Genomic DNA, 20,496 nt, shown 5'->3' on the forward strand with positions numbered 1-20,496 from the left:
CACAAGGCCGCGCCGCGCCTGCCTATGCTGGCCCCATGGAACACGCCGCCATCGACCACGCCGATCTCTCCGCCCTGCTGCGCCGCTTCGGCCGCGAGGAATGCGCTCAGGAGCCCCTCTATGTCGCCCTCTGCGAAGCGGCGGCCGGCGACCCGCGGGCCCTGGCCCTGCTGACCGAGGCGCCGCCCGAGCAGCGCAAGGCCAACCTGCTGCTGGCGGCCCTGCATGAGCGCGTGCTGGCCGGCGCCGCGCCCGAGCTGGCGGCCTACTACCCCAGCGCCGGCGGCCGGCGCGTGGCCGACGCGGGCCTGGCCGCGGCCCTGTCGGCCTGCCTGGCCCGCGAATGGCCGGCGCTGCTGCGCCACCTGCGGCACGGCGCCACCCAGACCAACGAGGTCGCCCGCGGCGCGGCGCTGTGGCCAGCCCTGGGCGCCGCCGCCCGCGCCACCGGCGCCGGCCGCCTGGCCCTGCTGGACTTCGGCTGCAGCGCCGGCCTCAACCTGGGCGTGGACCGGCTGGTGCTGCACTACGAGACCGACGACGGCCGCCGCCATCGCCGCGGCGCCGAGCCGGACGGCGCCCGCGCCGAGGTCGAGTCGCGCTGGCTGGGCTGCGCGCCGCTGCCGGCCGAGGCCGGCTGGCGACTGACGCTGCGCCACGGCGTCGACCCCGCGCCCGTCGACGTGAACGACCCCGAGCGGCTGCGCTGGCTGCAGGCCTGCCTGTGGCCGCACGACGCGCGGCGCCGTGAACGGCTGCAGCGCGCTGCCGCCCAGTGGCGCCACCTGCCGGTCACGCTGACCCGGGCCGGCGACTGCATCGCCGCCATCGAGCCCTGGCTGGCCGGCCTGCCCGCGGGCGTGCAGCCGGTGCTGCTGACGAGCTGGGTGCTGTACTACCTGAGCGAGGCGGAGGTCGCGCGCCTGCGCCAGACGGTGGACCGCCTGGCGCTCAGCCACGGGCTGGCCTGGATCTGCGGCGAACTGCCGGGCTTGAGCGCGCGGGACGGCCAGCCGCCGCCCCTGCCCGCACTGCCGCCCGGAGAGGTCGCATCGTCGGCCACGCTGTGGACCCTGCGCTGGGCCGAGGCGGGCCGCGTGGCCGAGCAGGCCCTGGCCTGGAGCCATCCGCACGGCCGCTGGGTGGCGTGGCTAGGGGGCTGATCCCTGCACGAGGCTGGCGCGAAAGCCCCGCCCGTCCGCCACGGGCGAGGCGAGCTCGAGCCGGGCGTCCGACTGCTCGGCGATGCGCTGCGCCAGGCGCAGGCCGAGGTGGCCGTCCAGCCGCGCGGGGCGCTGTCGCGGCTGGGCCAGGGCCTCGCGCAGGCGCTCCAGCGCCGGCGGAGCGAGGCCGGGGCCGTCGTCCTCGACGTCGATGCGGCCGGGCTTGACCCTCACCACCACGTGCGCCGCCGGGCCGCCGTGGCGCAGGCCGTTCTCGACGAGGTTGCGCAGGGCGATGCCCAGGGCGTCGAGGTCGCCCAGCCAGGGCGGGGGTGGCGGCGAGTCGACGACGAGGCGCGCACGCGCCGCGCCGCGCTCGCTGTGCAGCTCGTCGAGCACCAGCTGGGCCAGCCAGGCCGGGTCCACCGGCTCGCGGTGCAGGGCGGCGCCGGCTTCCACGCGGGCGAGCTGCAGCAGCCGCGTCGCCAGCCGGTCCATGCGGTCGAGCTGGCCGACGAGGGCCTGCAGGCGCTGCTGGCCGGCATGCTCGGCCGGCCACTGGGCCTGCAGCATCTGCGCCTGGGCGCGGGCCGCGGCCAGCGGCGTGCGCAGCTCATGGGCGAGGTGGCCGGCCGCCTCGCGTTCGGCCAGCACGCGCTGCTGCAGGTGCTCGCGCATGGTGTTGGCCGCCTGCAGCAGCGGCAGCAGCTCGGCCGGCACGCCCTGCAAGGGCAGCGGCGCGCTGCCTTCGCGCAGCTGCCGCAGGGCCGGCTGCAGGGAGCGGAAGGCGCTGCGCAGCACGCCGTGCAGGCCCCAGGCGGCCAGGGGCAGGGCCAGGGCCAGCGGCATCAGCAGCCACAGGCAGGCCTCCCACAGCACCTCGCGGCGGTGGGCGGTGGTCTCGGCCACCAGCACGCGGGTCTCGGCGCCGTCGACGACGGCCACGCGCCAGTCGCCGTGGTCCCGCGTGCCGGTGGCCGTGGCCGGCGCCAGCCGGTCGGCCGGCGCGAGGTGGGAGCGCAGCAGCGTGCGGCCGGCGCGGTCCAGCACCTGGTAGACCACATGCTCCTCGTGGCGGCCGAAGCCGCGCGGCGCGAGCGTGGCGGGGTCGCGGGCGGCCAGCTCGAAGGCCGAGGGCGGCAGGGCGGCGAGGTGCTGGCCGGTCTCGACGAGGGCGTCGTCCAGCACCTCGTCGGTCTCCTCGCGCACGGCCCACAGGGCTGCGCCGCAGCCGAGCAGCCACAGCGTCATCCACAGCAGGGCCACCTGCCGGCGCAGCCGCGCCTCCAGGCGCCAGGGCCGGGGCGCGGCGGGCGGCGGGGCCTCAGGGCTCAAAGCGGTAGCCCAGGCCGCGGTGGGTGCTGATGAGGTCGGCCCCGAGCTTGCGGCGCAGCCGCGAGACGATGACCTCCAGCGTGTTGCTCTGGCTGTCGGGCTTTTGCACCGGCTCGGTCGAGGCCTCGAGCCGGGAGCGCTCGACGATGCGGCCCGGCGCCCCGGCGAGGGTGGCCAGCACGGCCCACTCCATGGCGGTGAGGTCGACCGGGAAGCCGTCGCGCAGCAGGCGGCGCTGGCCGAGATCGAGCTCCAGGCCGCCGCGCAGCTGCAACCGGGCGCGGGCCGGCTGGCGCCGCGCCAGGGCTTCCACGCGGGCCAGCAGCTCCTGCAGGTCGAAGGGCTTGACGAGGTAGTCGTCCGCCCCGGCGCGCAGGCCGCGCACGCGCTCGCTGACGGCGTCGCGCGCCGTCAGCACCAGCACCGGCCAGCTGCGGCCGGCGGCGCGCCACTCGTTGAGCAGGGTCAGGCCGTCGGCATCGGGCAGGCCGAGGTCCAGCAGCACGATGAGGCTGGCCGGCGCGTCGTGCACCCAGGCGCGGGCGTCCGCAGCGGTGCGGCACCAGTGCAGGCGCAGGCCGGCGTGGGTGAGGCTGTCTCGAACGGCCTGGCCGAGAACCTCGTCATCTTCGACGAGCAGGATGGGCATGCCCCATCATCGCGCCCCATTCACGCACGAAGCTGACGCCGGCGCCACACGACCAGGGCGCCGAGGCCGAGGGCCATCAGGCCGGCCGACGGCGCCTCGGGCACCGCGGCGACCGGGTTGCCGTTCAGGTTGAGCGCCACGTTCTGCGCACCCATGAAGTCGCCGATCTCCGTGGCGTCGGGATGGCTGTCGCCGAACAGGGGCTTGGCCTCGTGGCTCGCGGGGTCGAAGGCGCCCGTGTAGGCGTAGAACTCGTAGCGGCGCAGCACCGCCTCCTTGCCCGCGCCCATCTCGGCGCCGCCGCCGTTCTCCAGGGCACCGGCGGCCGGGTTGCCGGGGTCGGTCTGCAGCAGCTGCCACTCGATCTCGGTGTGCTGGCGGGCCTGCTCGACCTTGGCGTTGCCGCCCATCAGCTCTTCCAGGCCGACCTTGTCCTCCAGCTCGGTCGAATAGACCTTGACCCAGAGGGGCGTGCCGAACTGGGGCTCGGGCGCTTCGGGCGGCTGGGGTGCCTGGATGCGCGCGACGACGACGGGCGGCGCACCCACCACCGGTGCCGGCGTGACCTGCCACTGCGGCGCCGGCAGCGAGGCCGCGACCGGGTTCAGTACGCCCGAGCCGGGGTTGGCTTCGACCAGCCAGCTGTAGGTCGTCTTGGTGGGGCTGCCGACGTTGCCGACGCCGAAGTGGTCGCAGGGCGTGCTCGGCCCGTAGGCGATGCCGCCGCCGGTCCAGCAGCTCTCGCCCGGCGTGCTGAACACGCCGCTGGGCGTGCCGGTGCTCCACACGCCGGCGGCGAAGCTCGCCTGGTAGGTCACGCGCACGCCGAAGATGCTGCCGTTGGCATAGGCCGACACGACGGGCGCGCCATAGCGCTCAACGGTGGTCGGGAAGCCCCGGCCGGCGCCGCCGAAGGTGTCGGTGATGTCCGACAGGTGCAGGCCCTCGAGCTCGATCTCGAAGCCGTGGGCTTCCTGGCCGGTGTTGTTGACGACGTCGAAGTTGCCGAGGGTGCCGATGACCTGGGCGGGCGCCAGCAGCGGCGCGAAGAGCAGAACGGCGAGAACGCGGTGGGGTTGCATGCCGATGTCTCCTGGAGTGTGGGAGAGGCAGCCTCGCTCCGGCAGGTGAACCGAAGCTGAATCGGGCCCGGCCTGTCCCTCCGTCGAGGGACGGAGGCGCCCCTGCCGATAATGCGCATTCCCAACGCAGCCCCGCGCGCCCGGTCGCGCCGCCCCACCATGTTCGAGCATGTCGACGCCTACGCCGGCGACCCCATCCTGAGCCTCAACGAGGCCTTCCAGAAGGACCCCCGCGCCGGCAAGATCAACCTGTCCATCGGCATCTATTTCGACAACGACGGCCGCATCCCCATGCTGCCCTCGGTGCGGGCGGCCGAGCTGGCCGTCGTGGAGGCCGCGGGCCCGCGCCCCTACCTGCCGATGGAAGGCGCCGCCAACTTCCGCAGCGCCGTGCAGGCCCTGCTGTTCGGCGCCCAGCATCCCGCCATTGCCGCCGGCCGCATCGCCACCATCCAGGGCGTGGGCTCCAGCGGCGGCCTGAAGGTGGGCGCCGATTTCCTGAAGCGCTATTTCCCCGACAGCACCGTCTACCTGTCCGACCCCACCTGGGACAACCACCGCGCCGTCTTCGAAGGCTCGGGCCACCGCTGCGATACCTATCCCTACTACGACGCGGCTACGGGCGGCCTGCGCTTTCACGAGCTGCTGGCCACCTTCAAGGCCCTGCCGGCGCGCAGCATCGTGGTGCTCCACGCCTGCTGCCACAACCCGACCGGCGTGGATCTCTCGCAGGACCAGTGGCGGGCCCTCGTGCCCGTCATCCGCGAGCGCCAGTTGCTGCCCTTCCTGGACCTGGCCTACCAGGGCTATGGCGACGGCATCGAGGAAGACGCCTTCGCGCCCCGCCTGCTGGCCGACGAAGGCCTGCCCTTCCTCATCGCCAACAGCTTCTCCAAGAGCATGAGCCTGTACGGCGAGCGCTGCGGGGCGCTGAGTGTCGTCTGCCCCGACGCCGAGCAGGCTGCCCGCGTGCTGGGCCAGATGAAGTTCATGATCCGCCGCAACTACTCCAACCCGCCCATGCACGGCGGCCAGATCGTGGCCAAGGTGCTGACCGACCCCAAGCTGCGCGCCATGTGGGAGGGCGAGGTCCGCGAGATGCGAGAGCGCATCCAGGCCATGCGCCGCCAGCTGCACGACGTGCTCGTGGCCAAGCTGCCGGGCCGCAACTTCGACTACTTCCTGACCCAGCGCGGCATGTTCAGCTACACGGGCCTCACGCCCGAACAGGCCGAGCGTCTGAAGACGGAGTTCGGCGTCTACATCCTGCGCTCGGGCCGCATGTGCGTGGCGGGGCTGAACACCCGCAACGTCGAGGCCACCGCCGAAGCCATGGCCGCCGTGCTGGCCGGCTGAGCCTGCGGGCCACCACGCGCTGCGCGGCCGGGCTGGCGCAGGCGCTGAAGGCGAAGTTGACGACGGCTTGACCTCGGCGCCCCGCTGGCCGACGGCCACGCGGCGTGGCTTCCGGCGGGCCCGCCCATGTCGCCCGGTTATGGCCATGGCTGCCTGTTTCATTGGCAGCGCCGCCGGGGCCTCTTTACCCTGCCGCCACTGAAAAAGATGCCCAGGGCAGGATGAAGCATTGCGTGGTGATCGGCGGCGGCGTGGTGGGCTTGACCACCGCCTGGGCGCTGCTGGAACGTGGGCACGGCGTGACGCTGATCGAACGCGAGGCCGAGGTGGCCCAGGGCGCCAGCCGCGCCAATGGCGGGCAGCTCAGCTACCGCTACGTCTCGCCGCTGGCCGATGCCGGCGTGCCGCTGAAGGCGCTGCGCTGGCTGCTCGACCCCGACGGCCCGCTGCGCTTCAAGCCCGAGGCGAGCTGGGCGCAGTGGTCGTGGCTGCTGGCTTTTCTGCGCAACTGCCGCGGGCCGGTCAACCGCCGCACGACGGAGCGGCTGCTCGCCCTGGGGGCCTACAGCCAGGCCTCGTTCGCGCGGCTGCAGGCCGAGGCCCAGCTCGGCGATGCCATCGCGCTGCGCTCGCCCGGCAAGCTCGTCGTCTACCGCAAGCCGGCGGAGTTCGCCCGCGTCGCGTCGCGCGTGCAGGGCGGGGTGGAACGGGCCCTGTCGCACGACGACTGCGTGGCGCTGGAGCCGGCCCTGGCCGACACCGAGGCCAGCCTGGCCGGCGGCATCTTCACCGCCGGCGAGGCGGTGGCCGACTGCCACGCCTTCTGCCAGGGCCTGCACGCCCGCCTGGCCGCGCACGAGCGCTTCCGCGGCCGGCTGGCCACGCCCGTGCAGGGCTTCCAGCGCGACGCCCAGGGCGGCGTGCTCGGCGTGCAGACGGGGGGCGGCGTCGTCGCGGCGGATGCCGTCGTGCTCGCGGCGGGCCTGGCGAGCCGAGGCCTCGCGGCGGCCGTGGGCGTCGAGCTGCCCATCTACCCGCTCAAGGGCTACAGCCTCACCGCGCCCATCGGCACGGGCCACCGGCCGCCCGAAGTCAGCGTGACCGATTTCGAGAAGAAGGTGCTCTACGCCCGCATCGGCGCCGAGCTGCGGGTGGCCGCCATGGTGGACCTCGTCGGCGACGACCCGAGCCTGGACGCCGGCCGCCTGGCCTCGCTGCAGCGCACGGTGCGCGCCACCTTCCCGCATGCGGCCGACTACGACCGGGCCGAGCCCTGGGCCGGCCTGCGGCCGGCCACGCCCAGCGGCGCGCCCATCCTCGGGCCCAGCGGAGTGCCTGGCCTGTGGCTCAATGTGGGCCATGGCGCCCTGGGGTTCACCTTCTCGTTCGCGACGGCCAATATCGTGGCCGAGCTCGTGTCGGGCCGCGCCAGCCCGCTGCCGCTGGACGGCCTGAGCTTGAAGTGAGAATTCAAAGGCAACCACAGAGGCACGGAGACACAGAGAAAGAGGCCTCTGGCTTGGCTCTGTGCCTCCGTGCCTCTGTGGTTGCATTTCTGCATTCGTTTCACGCGTTGCGGGTGCCGCGAACGCGGAATGGAAAACCGAGATGACGCCTGACGCCCTCGCCCAGGCGCTGCTCGCCGCCGTGCGCGAGCAGCGCTTCGAGACGACCGCGGACAGCCTGCAGGGCGGTGCGCCGCTGGGCTGGCACCCGAGCATCGACCTCGCCGTGGCCGTGTTCCCTCGCCAGGGGCCGCCCGTTTGCGCCGACGTGCTTTTCTCGCGCGAGCACCCGGGCGGGCTGACGGCGAGTTTCGACGGGCGCTGCGGCGCTGTCGCCAACATCGGCTTCCACGCCGACGTGCGCGACGCCGCCGGCGACTCCTACGCCTGGCTGCCCGGCGCGGACTGGTCGCGCATCGACTTCCCCGCCTGGTTCGGCCACGGGCCGCGCTTCGTCGCGCCCTATCCGGCCTCGCTGCTCAAGACCATGGTGGCCGTCGGCGTCGGCCGCCTCGTCGACCAGGACCGCAGCGAGTGGGCCCTACCCCTGGCCTACAAGGGCGAGACCCGGCCGGTGGCCGACTGGCTGTCCGACATGATCACCGTCAGCAGCAACGAGGCGACCTCGGCCCTGGTGGCCCACCTGCACGAACGCGGCGCCATCGTGCGCGAGGGCGGGCGCGAGGTCCGCAACGAGCTGCATGCCCTCTTCGAGGCCGAGGGCCTGCCTGGCCTGAGGCTGGCCAACACCCAGCCCGACGGCGGCTGGGGCAACGGCGCCGGCTCGGGCGTCGGCCAGATCCAGATGACCGCCTGGGACGCCCTGCGCCTGATGTGGCGCCTGGACGCCGACGCGCCGCCGCCGCCCTGGCTGCCGGAGGGCGCGCCGCCCATCGTCAGCGCGTCGAGCCGCGCCGTCATCCGCCGCGCGCTGGACGGCCAGCGCCTCAACGAGATCCTGTCCAGCAGCGCGCTGACGCGGCTGCCCGGCTGGGTCGAGGGCATTCCGGCGCGCTTCGCCCACAAGACCGGCACCACGCAGAACTACGCCAGCGACGCCGGCATCGTGCACGGCGACGGCGGCCTGCACTACCTGATCGCGGTGACCACCAGCCTCGGCAGCCGCTACCGGCCCCATCCCGAGGCCTCGACCACCTGGAGGCTGCCCGCCCTCGGCGCGGCGGTGCATGCATGGCTGAAGGCGAATTCCTGATCCCGCCGCTGCGGCCCGGTGCCCACGTGGCCGTCATCGCGCCGGCCGGGCCGCCCAAGCCCGGGCGGCTCGAGCCCGTGGAAGGCTGGCTGCACGAGCGCGGCTACGAGGCGAGCCTGCTGCCGAGCTGCTTCGGCCCGCCACCGTTGGACTTCCTGGCCGCGCCCGACGAGGTGCGCATCGCCGACCTGCACCAGGCCTTCGCCCACCCGGGCTACGACGCGGTGCTGGCGCTGCGCGGCGGCTCGGGCTGCATCCGGCTGCTGGACGGCCTGGACCTGGACTGGCTCGCGGCCAGCCGCCGGCTGCTGATCGGCTACAGCGACATCACCGTGCTGCACGCCTTGCGCACGCGGGCCGGCATCCCCTCGCTGCACGGGCCCATGCCCGCCAGCGACTGGGGCCTGCCCGGCGCCGAGGCCGACACCGACGCCCTGTTCGAGCGCCTGGCCAGCGGCTGGCGCCGCGGCGACCTCGTCGGCCGCGCCGCGCCGCATCCGCTCAGCCACGGTGCCAGCGCGCGCGGCCGGCTCATCGGCGGCAACCTGGCCATGTTCTGCGCCCTGCTGGGCACGCCCTACCTGCCCGAGGTGGACGGCGCCCTGCTCTTCATCGAGGACATCAGCGAGGAGCCCTACCGCGTCGACCGCATGCTCAGCCAGCTGCGCCTGGCCGGCGTGCTGGGTCGCATCGCCGGCCTCGTGGTCGGCAGCTTCAGCGGCGCCGAGAGCCCCGACGCCGTGCTGGCCGACCACCTGCCGCGGCTGCGCTGCCCGGTGCTGGCCGGCTGGCCCTCGGGCCACGGCCAGCCCAATCGCCCGCTGCCGCTGGGCGTCATGGCCGACATGGACGTGACGGCGGGCACCCTCACGCTGGCCTGAGCGCCGGGCAGGGACAAAAAAAACAGCCCCGCATCGCGGGGCTGGTGAAGCCGGCGCGGAGCCGGCCGGAGTACCGAAGTTGGCTTACCAGAACTTGTAGTTCACGGTGAAGGTGTAGGAGCGGCCACGGGGGTCGGCCACGCGGGGCTCCCAGGAGCTGCCTGCGCCGGTGTTGCCGTCGTAGGCGGCCGAGAACGGCGGGTCGTCGTTCAGCAGGTTCTTGATGCCGAAGGTCAGGCCCAGGTTCTTGATGCCGGTGTAGCTGACGCTGGCGTTGTAGGTGACGTACTTCGAGACGTTGGGCTTCCATTCCGGCGGCACGATGCTGCCGTTGGCCACGCCGGGCAGCTGGGCGTCCTTGTAGCCGGCGCGCCAGAGCTGCTGGAACATGGTCGCCCAGTCGCCCTCCGCGTAGACGAAGGTCAGCGAATGCTTCCAGCGCAGGCCAAGGTCGCCGGCCCGCGTGAACACGCCGATCTCGCTGGCGCCCATGGGCGCGCTGGCGAGGAGGCGGGAGCGCTTGTCGAGCAGGTAGGTGCCTTCCATGTTCACCGTCAGGCGGCCGGTGCCCAGCTGAGTCGTGCCGCGGGCCGACAGGTCCAGGCCCTTGGTGATGGTCTCGCCGGCGTTGACCCAGCGGTTGTCGATGGCCTGCAGGGTGCCGCTGGCGTCGCGCTGGAAGTTGTCCGTGAACAGCGCGTAGTTCTTGACCATGTCGGACAGGGCGACCGACTGGATGGTGCCGGTCTTGCGGATCTGCCACCAATCGGCGCTGACGGCGACGTCCGGCACGGGCGACCACACCAGGCCCCAGGTCCACTGCTTGCTCTTCTCGGGGCCGAGGGTGGACTTGCCGCCGGTCAGGATGGTCGGCGTGACCGATTCGCAGCCGGGCTTGGTCGGGTCGACGACGCCGCCCGGGCACTTGCCGGGGTCGGCCAGGTCCTTGCCGGAGTAGGGCGACTCGGTGGTCCCGTTGTACAGCTGGTTGAAGGTGGGCACGCGGAAGCCCCGGCTCGTCGAGGCGCGCACCAGCAGCTGCTCGAAGGGCTGGTAGCGCAGCGAGAACTTGGGATTGGTCGTGCCGCCGAAGCCGGTGTAGCTGTCGTGGCGCACCGCGGCGCTGGCCTCGAAGCCCTTGAACACCGGCACCAGCACCTCGCCGAAGACCGCCTTGACGTCGCGCTTGACGGTGTCGAGCGTGTTCACGCTGTCGAAGGGCGCGTTGAAGATGGTGGCCTGCGTGGCGGCATCGGTGGCGTTGCCGTTGAACTTGTACTTCTCGGTGCGCACGTCGGTGCCGATGGCGGCCATCATGTCGCCCGCCGGCAGCTTCATGACGGGGCCGCTGGCCGTGAAGTCGGCCTGGGTCAACGTGAACTTGCCGCCGTACAGCGTCACGCCGTCGGCGCGCACGGCGTCCAGGGCCTTGAGGGCATCGGCCGTCTGCGTGATGCCGTCGGTCGGGAAGGGGTTGAGCGTGCCGTTGTTGATCAGGGCCGCGAAGGGCTTGCCGTAGAAGTAGCCATGCTTGAGCAGCGAGGTGGTGTCGCTGGTGGCCATGGAGACGCCGGTCTTGTAGTCCCAGCCGCCGAACAGCGGGCCGTCGGCGCCGACGAGCAGGCGTTTGGTGTCGGACGTGGTCTCGATCTCGCGGTTGCCGCAGGGCATGCAGCGCCAGCGCAGGGCCAGCGGCAGGCCGCGGTTCTTCTCGATGGTCGGGAAGACGGCGGCGATGGCGTTGAAGACCGAGTTGTAGGCCGTGCCGGTGCTCGGGTAGGCGAGGTTGAAGAAGAACGGGTTGCTGGCCGAGCTTGAGCTGGAGATCTGGTTGGGCGAGAAGCTCTTGTCGGTCACCACGTGGGCGCCGACGAACTCGGCGAACAGCTGGTGCTCGCCCAGGGCCAGGGTGCCACGCACCACGGCGTTGGTGGACTTGACCGGCTGCTGCAACACGGCGGCGCGGCCCGTGTCCCAGGCGCAGCCCCACTTGGCGGACGGCGTGGCCCACAGCACCTCGTCGTAGGCTGCCTGGCCCTCGATGGAGGCGCAGCCGGCCTGGCCGGGCAGGTCCAGGGCGTTGATGCCGTTCATCGCCACCGTCGTGCCCGGCTGGATGGGGCCGGCGCTGCTCTTGTTGCTCAGAGCAGTTGCAAGGCTCGACAGCGTGAACACCGTCGCGTAGGGCGTGCCGCGCGTGTCCACCGACAGACCCCGGCTGGGCTGGAAGGTGTTGACGAAGCTGCGCTGGTCGCCGCGCAGCATCTGCGAGTCGCTGTAGGCCAGCGAGGCCAGCACGTTGAACTTGTCGCGCTCCAGGTTGCCCCAGCCGCCGGTCAGCTTCAGCGTGCTGATGTTGCCGCCGCCGGCCTGGGTCACGTCGGTGAAGGCCTGGGCCTCCAGGCCCTCGTAGTTCTTGCGCAGGATGAAGTTGATGACGCCGCCGATGGCGTCGGTGCCGTAGATGGCCGAGGCGCCGTCCTTCAGGATCTCGACGCGCTCGACGGCGGCGAAGGGGATCTGCTGCAGGTCGACGACGCCGCCGTTGAGGCCGTGGGCCGCGACGCGGCGGCCGTTGAGCAGGATGAGGGTGCTGGCCGCGCCCTGGCCGCGCAGGTTGGCCGAGGAGGCGCCGTTGTTGCCGCGCGCCTGGCCGGCGACGACGTCGGCGTTGGAGGCCAGGTTGTCCAGGCCGTTGCCGTTGACGGACAACGTCGAGATGAGCTGCTCGGCCGAGACGATGCCCTGGCGCTCCAGGTCCTTGCGCGAGATGACCTGGATGGGCAGGGCGCCTTCATCCTTGAGCCGCTTGATGCTCGACCCCGTCACCTCGACGCGCTCGAGCTTGCTGCCCGCCTCGCTCTGCGCCAGCACGGCGCCGGCGTGCGCCGCCAGGCCAAGAACCGCGAGCTGCCCCACCAGACGATTGAGCTTCATCCGCCACTCCTTTGTGATTTGATTGGCGGCCATGTTCGCCGCCGTGCGCGAGGCCGCCCAGGGGGCCGCACCCGAGGTGTTGCGTGCCGTTCAATGAATGCTTGTCGGCGGGACATAACCTGCGGGAATGCACCGTGGCGCAGAAGCGCTGCATCCGTGCACGCCCGCCGCCCTACAGTGCGCGCCAACCCAGATTGGAGCCTTGGGAGCCATCCATGCGACTGATCACCGAGGCCGACGTGGCCGCCGTGCTCGACCCCGACAGCGCCCGCGCGGCCCTGCGTGCCGCCTTCGCCCAGCACGGCCGCGGCCAGGCCCAGGTGCTGGGCCGCCATCGCGCCACCGCCAGCCTGGGCGGCGCGGCCCTGGCCATCAGCGCCATGGGCGCCATCCTGGAGGCCGACGGCGAGCTGCCGGCCGTGCTGGGCACCAAGGTCTATTCAGCCCGCAACGGGCGTTACCACTTCCTCGTCAGTCTGTTCTCGGCCGCCACCGGCGAGGCCCTGGCCACGCTGGAGGCCAACGAGTTCACGCGGCTGCGCACGGCCGCCGCCAGCGTTGTCGCGGCCGAGCTGCTGGCCCTGCCGCAGGCGCGCAGCCTGGCGGTCTTCGGGGCGGGCATCCAGGCGCGCGCCCATGCCGAGGCCCTGGTGCGCGTGCGCCGCTTCGAGCGGCTGCTCGTCTGCGCACGCTCGGGCGCCGAGGCGCTGGCCGCCGAGCTGTCCGCAGCGCTGGGCCTGCCGGCCGAGGTGGTGGATGCGTCCACCGCCGCCGCCGAGGCCGACGTCATCGTCACCGCCACGCGCTCGCCCACGCCGCTGTTCGATGGCGGCCTCGTCAAGCCCGGGGCCTTCGTCGCGGCGGTGGGCTCTAGCACGAAGACGGCCCGCGAGCTGGACGACGCCCTGCTCGGCCGGGCCGCCCTCGTCGTCGTCGAATGGCTGGAGGCGGCGCGCCAGGAGGCCGGCGACCTGGTGCTGGCGGCGCCCGGCACGGTCGCGCCGGAGCGCCTCGTCGAGCTGGGCGGGCTGGTCGCGTCGCCGCCCCCGCGGCGTCCGGAGGACGTCGTCGTCTACAAGAGCGTCGGCATCGGACTGGAGGACGTGGCCCTGGCCCGCCTCGTGGCCCATCGCCTGGGGGTGTGCTGATGGGGGCCCTTGCGTTCACGCGTGTCTTCGCCCTGACGCTGGCCTTCGCCCTGGCCGGCTGCGCCACGACGGCCCCGGTGCCCGACCCCGTGCAGGCCGCGCTCGACCGCGCCGGCCTGCCGGCCGAGAGCCTCGGCTTCGTGCTGCAGCCGCTGGACGCCTCGCGCCCGGCGCTGCGCCGCCGCGCCGACGACGCCATGGCCCCGGCGTCGACGATGAAGCTGGTTACCGCGACCGTCGCGCTGGACAGGCTGGGCATCAACCACCGGGGCCGCACCGAGCTGCTGGCCGCCGCCGAGCCGCGTGACGGCATCATCGACGGCCCCCTCATCCTGCGCGGCGGCGCCGACCCCGACCTCGACTGGCCGGCGCTGTGGTGGCTGCTGCGGCAACTGCGCGAGCGCGGCGTGCGCGAAGTCCGCGGCGGACTGGTAGTGGACCGCACCCTCTTCAACCCCACCCGCTTCGACCTGGGCCTGCCGCCCTTCGACGAGGCGCCGGAGTTCGCCTACAACGTCATCCCCGACGCCCTGCACTTCAACGGCAGCCTGCTCGACGTCGAGCTGCGGGCCACCGACACCGGCGTGGCGGCACGCAGCCTGCCGGCCCTGACGGGGCTGTCCGTGGACGCCGGCGCCATGGCGCTGTCCGAGCGGCCCTGCAAGGACTGGGACGAAGACTGGAAGCCTGCCGAGCTGCGCCGCGAGGGGGAGGGCAAGGGCGAGGGCTGGCGGCTGGCGCTGCGGGGCGCCTTCCCGCGCGGCTGCCGGCAACTGGCGCCGCTGCAGCTGGTGGACCGGCAATGGCTGGTGACGCATGCGGTGCGCCAGCTCTGGGCGGAGCTGGGCGGCGTCATGGGCCCGGGCGACGTCGAGGCCGCCGCGCCGGCCGGCGCCGTGGTGCTGGCCAGCCACCGCGGCCGGCCGCTGGCGGAAGAACTGCGCGGCATCATGAAGAGCAGCGACAACGCGCTGACGCGGCTGCTCTACCTGCAGCTCGGCGCCCAGGCCGCCCGCCCGGGCGAGGCCACGCTGCCGGCCGCGGAACGCGCCGTGCGCGACTGGCTCGCCGCCCACGGCATCGACACCTCGGCCCTGGTGCTGGACAACGGCTCGGGCCTGTCGCGCAGCGAGCGCGTCAGCCCGGCCCTGCTGGCCGGCGTGCTGCGCGCGGGCCAGGCTGGTGGCCAGGCGCCCGAGCTGCTGGCAACGCTGCCGGTGGCGGGCCTGGACGGCACCTTGTCGCGCCGCCTCAAGGACACGGCCGCGGCCGGCAAGGCGCGGCTCAAGACCGGCACCCTGCGCGATGCCGTCGGCCTCGCCGGCTTCGTGCCGGACGCCAACGGGCGCCCCTGGGTCTTCGTCGCCCTGCTCAACCACCCCGAGGCGGCGCGCAAGGGCCGGCCGGTGCTGGACGCGCTCGTCGACTGGGTGGCGGCCCAGCGCTAGAGCCGCCGGGCAGGGCCCGGGAGGCGCTTGGGTTACATTGCGCTGACGGGGTACGCTGTGAGAGACACCGCCCCATCCTGGCTTGCTTGAAGCGCCACCGGCGGAAGCGTCGCCCTTGACGGGACAAGTCCTTGAGCGGAGTTGTCCCATGTCCCCCCCTCGACCCACCCCCACGGCGCCGCCGCCGGCCGAGCCGCCATCGCCGGCGCGCCCCGGCGAACATGCCGAACTGCAGCGCCAGGGCGCCAAGGCCGCGGTGCGCGGCGAGCCCCTGCGGGCCAACCCGATGTTCGAGACCGTCAACCAGCCCGGCGCCACCGGCGAGAGCCAGCAGGTCTGGACGGGCCGGCGCGACGCCTGGGAGAGGGGCCATGCCTCGCAGCAGCCCGCCACGGACCCCGGCACCGCACCGGCCGGTCCCGCCGGCGGCACGGCCGCCAACGAGCGCACCCAGGACGAGGCCCTGTTCGGCGTCGCCCGCATCCTCACCTTCGCCGGCGAGCAGGGGCTGACCTCGGCCAGCGGCTTCTTCTTCGAGCGCGACGGCGAGCTCCATCTCGTCACCAGCCGGCACGTGCTGTTCGATGCGCCGTCCGGCCACGCGCCCGACCGCATCGAGATCGAGCTGCACACCGACGCGCGCGACCTGACCCGACGGGCCACGCAGTCGATACTGCTGCACCGCGACGGCCTGACCGTCTGGCACCAGGCCCGCGACAGCGGCGGGGAGGTGGACGTGGCCACCCTGCTCATCGACCGCAGCGCCCTGCCGGCAGGCTGCGTCATCCGGCCCTTCGGGCCCCAGCACCTGGCGGACGGCTTCGACCTCTTCGAGGTCGGCGACCGCCTCGCCATCCCGGGCTTTCCGCTCGGCTTCTTCGACACCGTCCACCACTTGCCGGTGGTGCGGCAGGCCAGCATCGCGTCCAGCTACGGCGTGCGTTTCCAGGGGCTGGGCTATTTCCTGACGGACGCCCGCATGCACCGCGGCAGCAGCGGCTCGCCGGTGCTGGCGCGCATGGAGTCCGCCGATGGCAGCCGCCCGCGCTGGTGCCTGCTGGGCGTGCACTCCAGCCGCATGGACATGGCCTCGCGCGACCTCGCACTGGATGAATCCCTGGGCCTGAACTGCGCCTGGTATGCCGACATCCTCATGACGCTGACTTCGGGCGCTAGCCCCACCTCCCCATGACACAGCCTCTTCTCCAGGCCGCCGACCTGCGCGGCGCCGCCCGCCTGACCACCGAGGCCGTCGCCGGCCTCACCAGCCTCGTCGAGGCCATGCATGCCCGCATCGCCTCGCCCTGGCAGCCTGGGCCGGACGGCGGGGCCCGCGACCGCGCGGGCGGCGTGGCCGGCCTGGTCTACACCACGGTTCGCGGCGTGACCCACCTGGTGGGCGGCAGCGCCGAGGCCCTCTTCGGCTGGCTGGCGCCGGCCCTGGCCGCCACCGATGCCCACCAGGCCCCCCGCCCCGAACGCGAAGCCATCCTGGCCGCGCTCAACGGCGTGCTGGGCGACCACCTCGCCGCCACCGACAACCCGCTGGCCATCGACATGGCCTTCCGGCTGGCCGGCAGGCCCCTGCCGCTGGACCGCTATGCGCTGCGTTCGCGCGTGGCCGGCGCCACGCCCCGCGTCGTCGTGCTTCTGCACGGCCTGTGCATGAACGACCTGCAATGGCAGCGCGACGGCCACGACCACGGCGAGGCGCTGGCCCGCGACGCCGGCTACACGCCCGTCTACCTGCGCTACAACAGCGGCCTGAGCGTGTCGACCAACGGCCGCATCCTGGCCCAGCTGCTGGAGCGGCTTTACGACGTGTGGCCCATGCCCATCGAGCGCCTGGTGCTGATGGGCCACAGCATGGGCGGCCTGGTGGCGCGCAGCGCCATCCACCACGGCGCCCTGATGCAGCGCGGCAACATGCGCTGGCCGGCACGGGTGAACGACCTCGTCTGCCTCGGCACGCCGCACCTGGGCGCACCGCTGGAGCGCGCCGGCCACGGCGTGGACATGCTGCTCAGCGCGGCGCCTTACGCCTCGCCGCTGGCGCGGCTGGGCAAGGTGCGCAGCGCCGGCATCAACGACCTGCGGCTGGGCAACATCCTCAGCGCGCCGTCGGGCGACGACGGCACCTACCGCTGCGAGCAGGTGCGCCTGCCCGACTCGGCGCGCTGCTACGCCATCGCCGGCTGCCTGGGCACGGCGGCCGGCAGCCTGAAGTCGCGCGTGCTGGGCGACGGCCTGGTGCCGGTGGCCAGCGCCCTCGGCCAGCATGCCGACGCCGACCGCCACCTCGACTTCGCCCCGGAACACCAGGCCGTGGTCTACGAGACCGGCCACCTGGAACTGCTGTCGAGCGCGGAGGTGTACGGGCAGTTGAGGCGGTGGCTGGGGTGAGGGCTGGCGCCTCGGAGCCAACGGTTTCAAGTGCGTGAGACGGTCGCGTCCCACTGCGCGTTTCCCCGAGGTCGGAGCGATGGGTAAAGACGCGAAACTCGCTCCAAACAACACATACCAACAGGCCCTCGAACGAGTCGGCTGGCGGGAGGATGGCTCACCCGAGCGGGACCTTGGGAGAGCGAGCATTGAAACCTTGCGCTGACCCGACCCCGGCAAAGGGCTCAGGGAGAGCGTCATGTTTGCGATGCACAGGTGGCCTTGGGCGGCGAACGAGCGGCCCGGCTTGAACTCGGCCGTGCAGGCCGCTCCTTTATCCGCAGGGCAACCAGCTGCCCCGACAGCCCGGCGCCACAGGCGGGGCGCAGCTGTCTACATCGCCGGCGCACTCGCCGGCCTGCTATCGCTCCTGCATGGCTCGCTCGCCACGGCGGCGGGCTACTACGACGAGCAGGGCTATTTCGTGCGCGAGGCCAAGGCCGTCTCGTCGCTGGGCCCGCAACTGTTCGGTGAACAGGTCAACCATTCCAACGGTGGCGTGTCGTTCGTGCAGACCGACATCTCGCTGAAGGGCAACAGCGCCCTGCCCATGGCCGTCGCCAGAAGCTTGCGCAGCTCGCCGGCCCTGCCGTTCACCGTCGGCCACTTCGGCAAGTGGGACCTCGAGATTCCTCGCGTCCACGGCTTCTTCACCTCCAAGGGCTTCACCAACGCCAGCTACGGCACCAACCGCTGCAGCAGCTTCTCCGCACCGCCCAACGTGAGCGGCTCCAAAGGCGGCTGGTTCTTCACCAAGGAGTACTGGCAGGGCAACATGCTCTACGTGCCCGGCGCCGGTGACCAGGAAATCCTCAAGCGCGACCCCTCTGTTGCCGCACCGGCCGACGGCAACAGCTACCCGCTGTCCACGCGCGAACTCTGGATGATCCGCTGCATTCCGCTGGCTGCGGGCGGCACCGGCGAAGGCTTCCTGGCCGTCTCGCCCAGCGGTGTGCAGTACCAGTTCGACCGACTGGTCCAGCGCACGGCCGGCTCGATGCAGAACGACTACGGCTCCTCGACCGGACGCGTCGACGTCTGGATCCTGCCCTCCGTGATCCGCGACCGGTTCGGCAACACCGTGACGTTCACCTACGACGCCACCACCCCCATGCGGCTGTTGAAGATGACCGCCAGCGACGGCCGGGCGATCACGTTCACCTACGGCACCGGCAACCGCATCGCCACCGCCAGCGACGGCGTCAACACCTGGAGCTACGGCTACGACGGCACGGGAGACCTGTCCAGCGTCACCCTGCCCGACAGCAGCACCTGGACCTTCTCCCACGACCCGTATTTCTTCTACACCGACGCCTCTACGTCACCAACCCGTTCTGTGGCGACTTCGGGCAAGTGCAGACGGGGCAGCGCTCCATCACCATGAAGCACCCCAGCGGGGCGTCGGGCAGCTTCACGACCGACGTGCTGCAGCACCCCCGTGGCGGCGTCCAGAAGACCTGCTGGGGGTCCAGCCAACAGTACGCCGACTCGCCGCGGTACTACGCCTCCATCTCGCTGCTGAGCAAGACCCTGTCCGGCCCGGGGCTGCCCACGATGACGTGGAACTACAGCTACAGCGCCCCCGACGGAGCCGGCTCCTACTACGACTGCACCAACTGCCCGCACACCCGCTGGACGCGCATCGCCAAGCCCGACGGCACGGCGACCGTCTTCACCTACGGCATCTGGGAAGGCGAGAACGAAGGCCAACTGCTGCAGACCGATGAGCAGGACAGCGCCGGCAACCTGCTGCGCAGCACGGCCCAGCACTTCAGGGCCTACAACGCCGGGCCCTACCCGGCCAGCTTCGGCGACAGCATCGTGCGCTTCGGCAACAGCCTGACGCCCGGCCGCCTGTTCCCCCTCGACCAGCGCACCGTGACGCAGCAGTCCACGAGCTTCTCGTGGGCGGCCACCGCCTTCGACGGCCGGGGGCGGCCCACCAGCGTGACGCTCAGCGGCCCGGGCGGCCAGCGCGTGGACACCACCACCTACAGCGATGCCGAAGCGGCGTGGGTGCTGGGCCAGGTCGATACCGTCGTCTCCAACGGCTACACCGTGGTCGACAACGACTACGACACCCTGGGGCGGCTCACCGCCCACCGCGAATTCGGCATCCTGAAATTCACCCAGGCCTACAACGCCGACGGCACCCTCTACTCCCGCACCGACGGCGCCAACAACACCACCACCTTCACCAACTACAAGCTCGGCATCCCGCAGACCGTCAGCCACCCGCTGGGCATCACCGAAAGCGCCACCGTCGACTCGCTGGGCCGCGTGACCAGCATCACCGACGCCGCCAGCTTCACGACCGGCTTTGGCTACGACGCCATGAGCCGCCTCGCCAGCATCACGCCGCCCGGCGGCTTCACGGCCACCGGCATCAGCTTCGGTCCCGCCGTGGCGGCCTACGGCCTGCCTGCGGGCCACTGGCGCCAGACCATCACCAGGGGTGCGGCCGTCACGCAGATCGACTACGACGCCTTCTGGCGCCCGGTCATGACCCGCACCTACGACTCGGGCGGCGAAGCGGGCACGCGCAAGGTCAGCGTCAAGCAATACGACTTTGATGGCCGGCCCACCTACGAAAGCTACCCCGCACGAGACATTGCCACCGTCGGCACCACCGCCGCCGGCACGCGCACCACCTACGACGCCGTGGGCCGTGTCGTGCTCGTGCAGCAAGACAGCGAACTCGGCCTGCTGAGCACCTCCACGAGCTACCTCGCCGGCTTCCAGACCCAGACCACCAACCCCCGCAACAAGACCACCACCCAAACCTTCTGGGCGCTGGACGACCCGGCCAAGGCCCAACTCGCCGGCATCAGCGCGCCGGCGGGCGTGAGCGTGAGCATCGCCCGCGACGCCTTCGGCAAACCCACCGCCATCACCCGTGGCGGCAGCTTCGCCGGCTACACCAGCAGCGTCACGCGCCGCTACGTCTACGACGCGGGCCAACGCCTGTGCAAGACCCTCGAACCCGAAGTCGGTGCCACGGTCCAGACTTACGACGCAGCCGGCAACGTGACATGGAAAGCCCCCGGCCAGAACCTGCCCAACACCGCCGCCTGCGACGACACGAGCGTGGCGGCCAGCGCCAAGCTCACCTACGGCTACGACGCCCTCAACCGCCTGACCAGCGTCACCTACGGCGACGGCAGCCCGAGCGTCACGCGCACCTACACGGCGGATGGCCTGCTGCAGACCATCGCCAGCAACGGCAGCACCTGGACCTACGGCTACAACGCCCTGCGAAAACTCGCCTCCGAAACCCTGAACTACGGTGGCCAGAACTACGGCATCAGCTGGGGCTACAACGCCCAGGGCGACCTCA

The 20,496-nt window shown here is 72.5% G+C and carries 15 protein-coding genes; 11 read left to right on the forward strand and 4 right to left on the reverse strand.

What is annotated here, in order from left to right; all coding sequences use genetic code 11:
- The first annotated feature begins 35 nt into the window (after window positions 1-35).
- Window positions 36-1,163 (forward strand): DUF2332 domain-containing protein, encoded by a 1,128-nt coding sequence (locus tag LXT12_RS16750; protein WP_233393424.1) that lies wholly within the window; start codon window positions 36-38, stop codon window positions 1,161-1,163.
- Here LXT12_RS16750 and LXT12_RS16755 read toward each other — a convergent pair.
- Genes LXT12_RS16755 through LXT12_RS16765 form a run of 3 tightly spaced genes read right to left on the reverse strand, consistent with a single transcriptional unit; the run spans window position 1,152 to window position 4,229 of the window.
- Window positions 1,152-2,498, reverse strand: a complete 1,347-nt coding sequence (locus tag LXT12_RS16755; protein WP_233393425.1) for a sensor histidine kinase — start codon at window positions 2,496-2,498, stop codon at window positions 1,152-1,154. The genes LXT12_RS16750 and LXT12_RS16755 overlap by 12 nt on opposite strands.
- Window positions 2,488-3,147: a response regulator gene (locus tag LXT12_RS16760; RefSeq protein ID WP_233393426.1), complete on the reverse strand. Its 660-nt coding sequence runs from the start codon at window positions 3,145-3,147 to the stop codon at window positions 2,488-2,490. The genes LXT12_RS16755 and LXT12_RS16760 overlap by 11 nt, the downstream gene beginning before the upstream one ends.
- A 20-nt stretch (window positions 3,148-3,167) precedes the next feature.
- Window positions 3,168-4,229, reverse strand: coding sequence for a PEP-CTERM sorting domain-containing protein (locus tag LXT12_RS16765; RefSeq protein WP_233393427.1), 1,062 nt, complete (start codon window positions 4,227-4,229; stop codon window positions 3,168-3,170).
- A gap of 159 nt (window positions 4,230-4,388) precedes the next feature.
- On the opposite strand from LXT12_RS16765, the gene LXT12_RS16770 reads away from it, so the two are divergent.
- From LXT12_RS16770 to LXT12_RS16785, 4 genes are all read left to right on the forward strand, one after another.
- Window positions 4,389-5,585, forward strand: a complete 1,197-nt coding sequence (locus tag LXT12_RS16770) for an amino acid aminotransferase (RefSeq protein WP_233393428.1) — start codon at window positions 4,389-4,391, stop codon at window positions 5,583-5,585.
- Window positions 5,586-5,806: 221 nt separating this feature from the next.
- Window positions 5,807-7,051: a D-amino acid dehydrogenase gene (locus tag LXT12_RS16775; protein WP_233393429.1), complete on the forward strand. Its 1,245-nt coding sequence runs from the start codon at window positions 5,807-5,809 to the stop codon at window positions 7,049-7,051.
- 142 nt (window positions 7,052-7,193) lie between these two features.
- Window positions 7,194-8,303 carry a serine hydrolase gene (locus LXT12_RS16780; protein WP_233393430.1) on the forward strand — a complete coding sequence of 370 codons (1,110 nt, stop codon included), beginning with the start codon at window positions 7,194-7,196 and terminating at the stop codon, window positions 8,301-8,303.
- Window positions 8,282-9,184, forward strand: coding sequence for a S66 peptidase family protein (locus tag LXT12_RS16785; RefSeq protein WP_233393431.1), 903 nt, complete (start codon window positions 8,282-8,284; stop codon window positions 9,182-9,184). Before LXT12_RS16780 ends, LXT12_RS16785 begins: the two co-directional genes overlap by 22 nt.
- An 84-nt stretch (window positions 9,185-9,268) precedes the next feature.
- Here LXT12_RS16785 and LXT12_RS16790 read toward each other — a convergent pair whose 3' ends face one another.
- Window positions 9,269-12,121 carry a TonB-dependent receptor domain-containing protein gene (locus LXT12_RS16790; RefSeq protein ID WP_233393432.1) on the reverse strand — a complete coding sequence of 951 codons (2,853 nt, stop codon included), beginning with the start codon at window positions 12,119-12,121 and terminating at the stop codon, window positions 9,269-9,271.
- Window positions 12,122-12,336: 215 nt separating this feature from the next.
- On the opposite strand from LXT12_RS16790, the gene LXT12_RS16795 reads away from it, so the two are divergent.
- The 6 genes from LXT12_RS16795 to LXT12_RS16820 all read left to right on the forward strand — a co-directional run.
- Window positions 12,337-13,269 (forward strand): ornithine cyclodeaminase family protein, encoded by a 933-nt coding sequence (locus tag LXT12_RS16795; RefSeq protein WP_233393433.1) that lies wholly within the window; start codon window positions 12,337-12,339, stop codon window positions 13,267-13,269.
- Window positions 13,269-14,717, forward strand: a complete 1,449-nt coding sequence (gene dacB, locus LXT12_RS16800; RefSeq protein ID WP_233393434.1) for a D-alanyl-D-alanine carboxypeptidase/D-alanyl-D-alanine endopeptidase — start codon at window positions 13,269-13,271, stop codon at window positions 14,715-14,717. Before LXT12_RS16795 ends, dacB begins: the two co-directional genes overlap by 1 nt.
- Before the next feature lie 148 nt (window positions 14,718-14,865).
- Entirely contained in the window at window positions 14,866-15,909 is a 1,044-nt protein-coding gene (locus LXT12_RS16805) for a trypsin-like serine peptidase (protein ID WP_349255030.1), read from the forward strand.
- Window positions 15,906-17,120: an esterase/lipase family protein gene (locus LXT12_RS16810; protein ID WP_233393435.1), complete on the forward strand. Its 1,215-nt coding sequence runs from the start codon at window positions 15,906-15,908 to the stop codon at window positions 17,118-17,120. The genes LXT12_RS16805 and LXT12_RS16810 overlap by 4 nt, the downstream gene beginning before the upstream one ends.
- A gap of 298 nt (window positions 17,121-17,418) precedes the next feature.
- Entirely contained in the window at window positions 17,419-18,543 is a 1,125-nt protein-coding gene (locus LXT12_RS16815) for a hypothetical protein (RefSeq protein ID WP_233393436.1), read from the forward strand.
- The coding region (locus LXT12_RS16820) for an RHS repeat domain-containing protein (protein WP_233393437.1) at window positions 18,540-20,496 on the forward strand (1,957 nt) is incomplete at its 3' end. The genes LXT12_RS16815 and LXT12_RS16820, both read left to right, overlap by 4 nt.

It is taken from the genome of Pelomonas caseinilytica (assembly GCF_021353235.1).
In the GTDB taxonomy this organism is placed as follows: domain Bacteria; phylum Pseudomonadota; class Gammaproteobacteria; order Burkholderiales; family Burkholderiaceae_C; genus Pelomonas; species Pelomonas caseinilytica.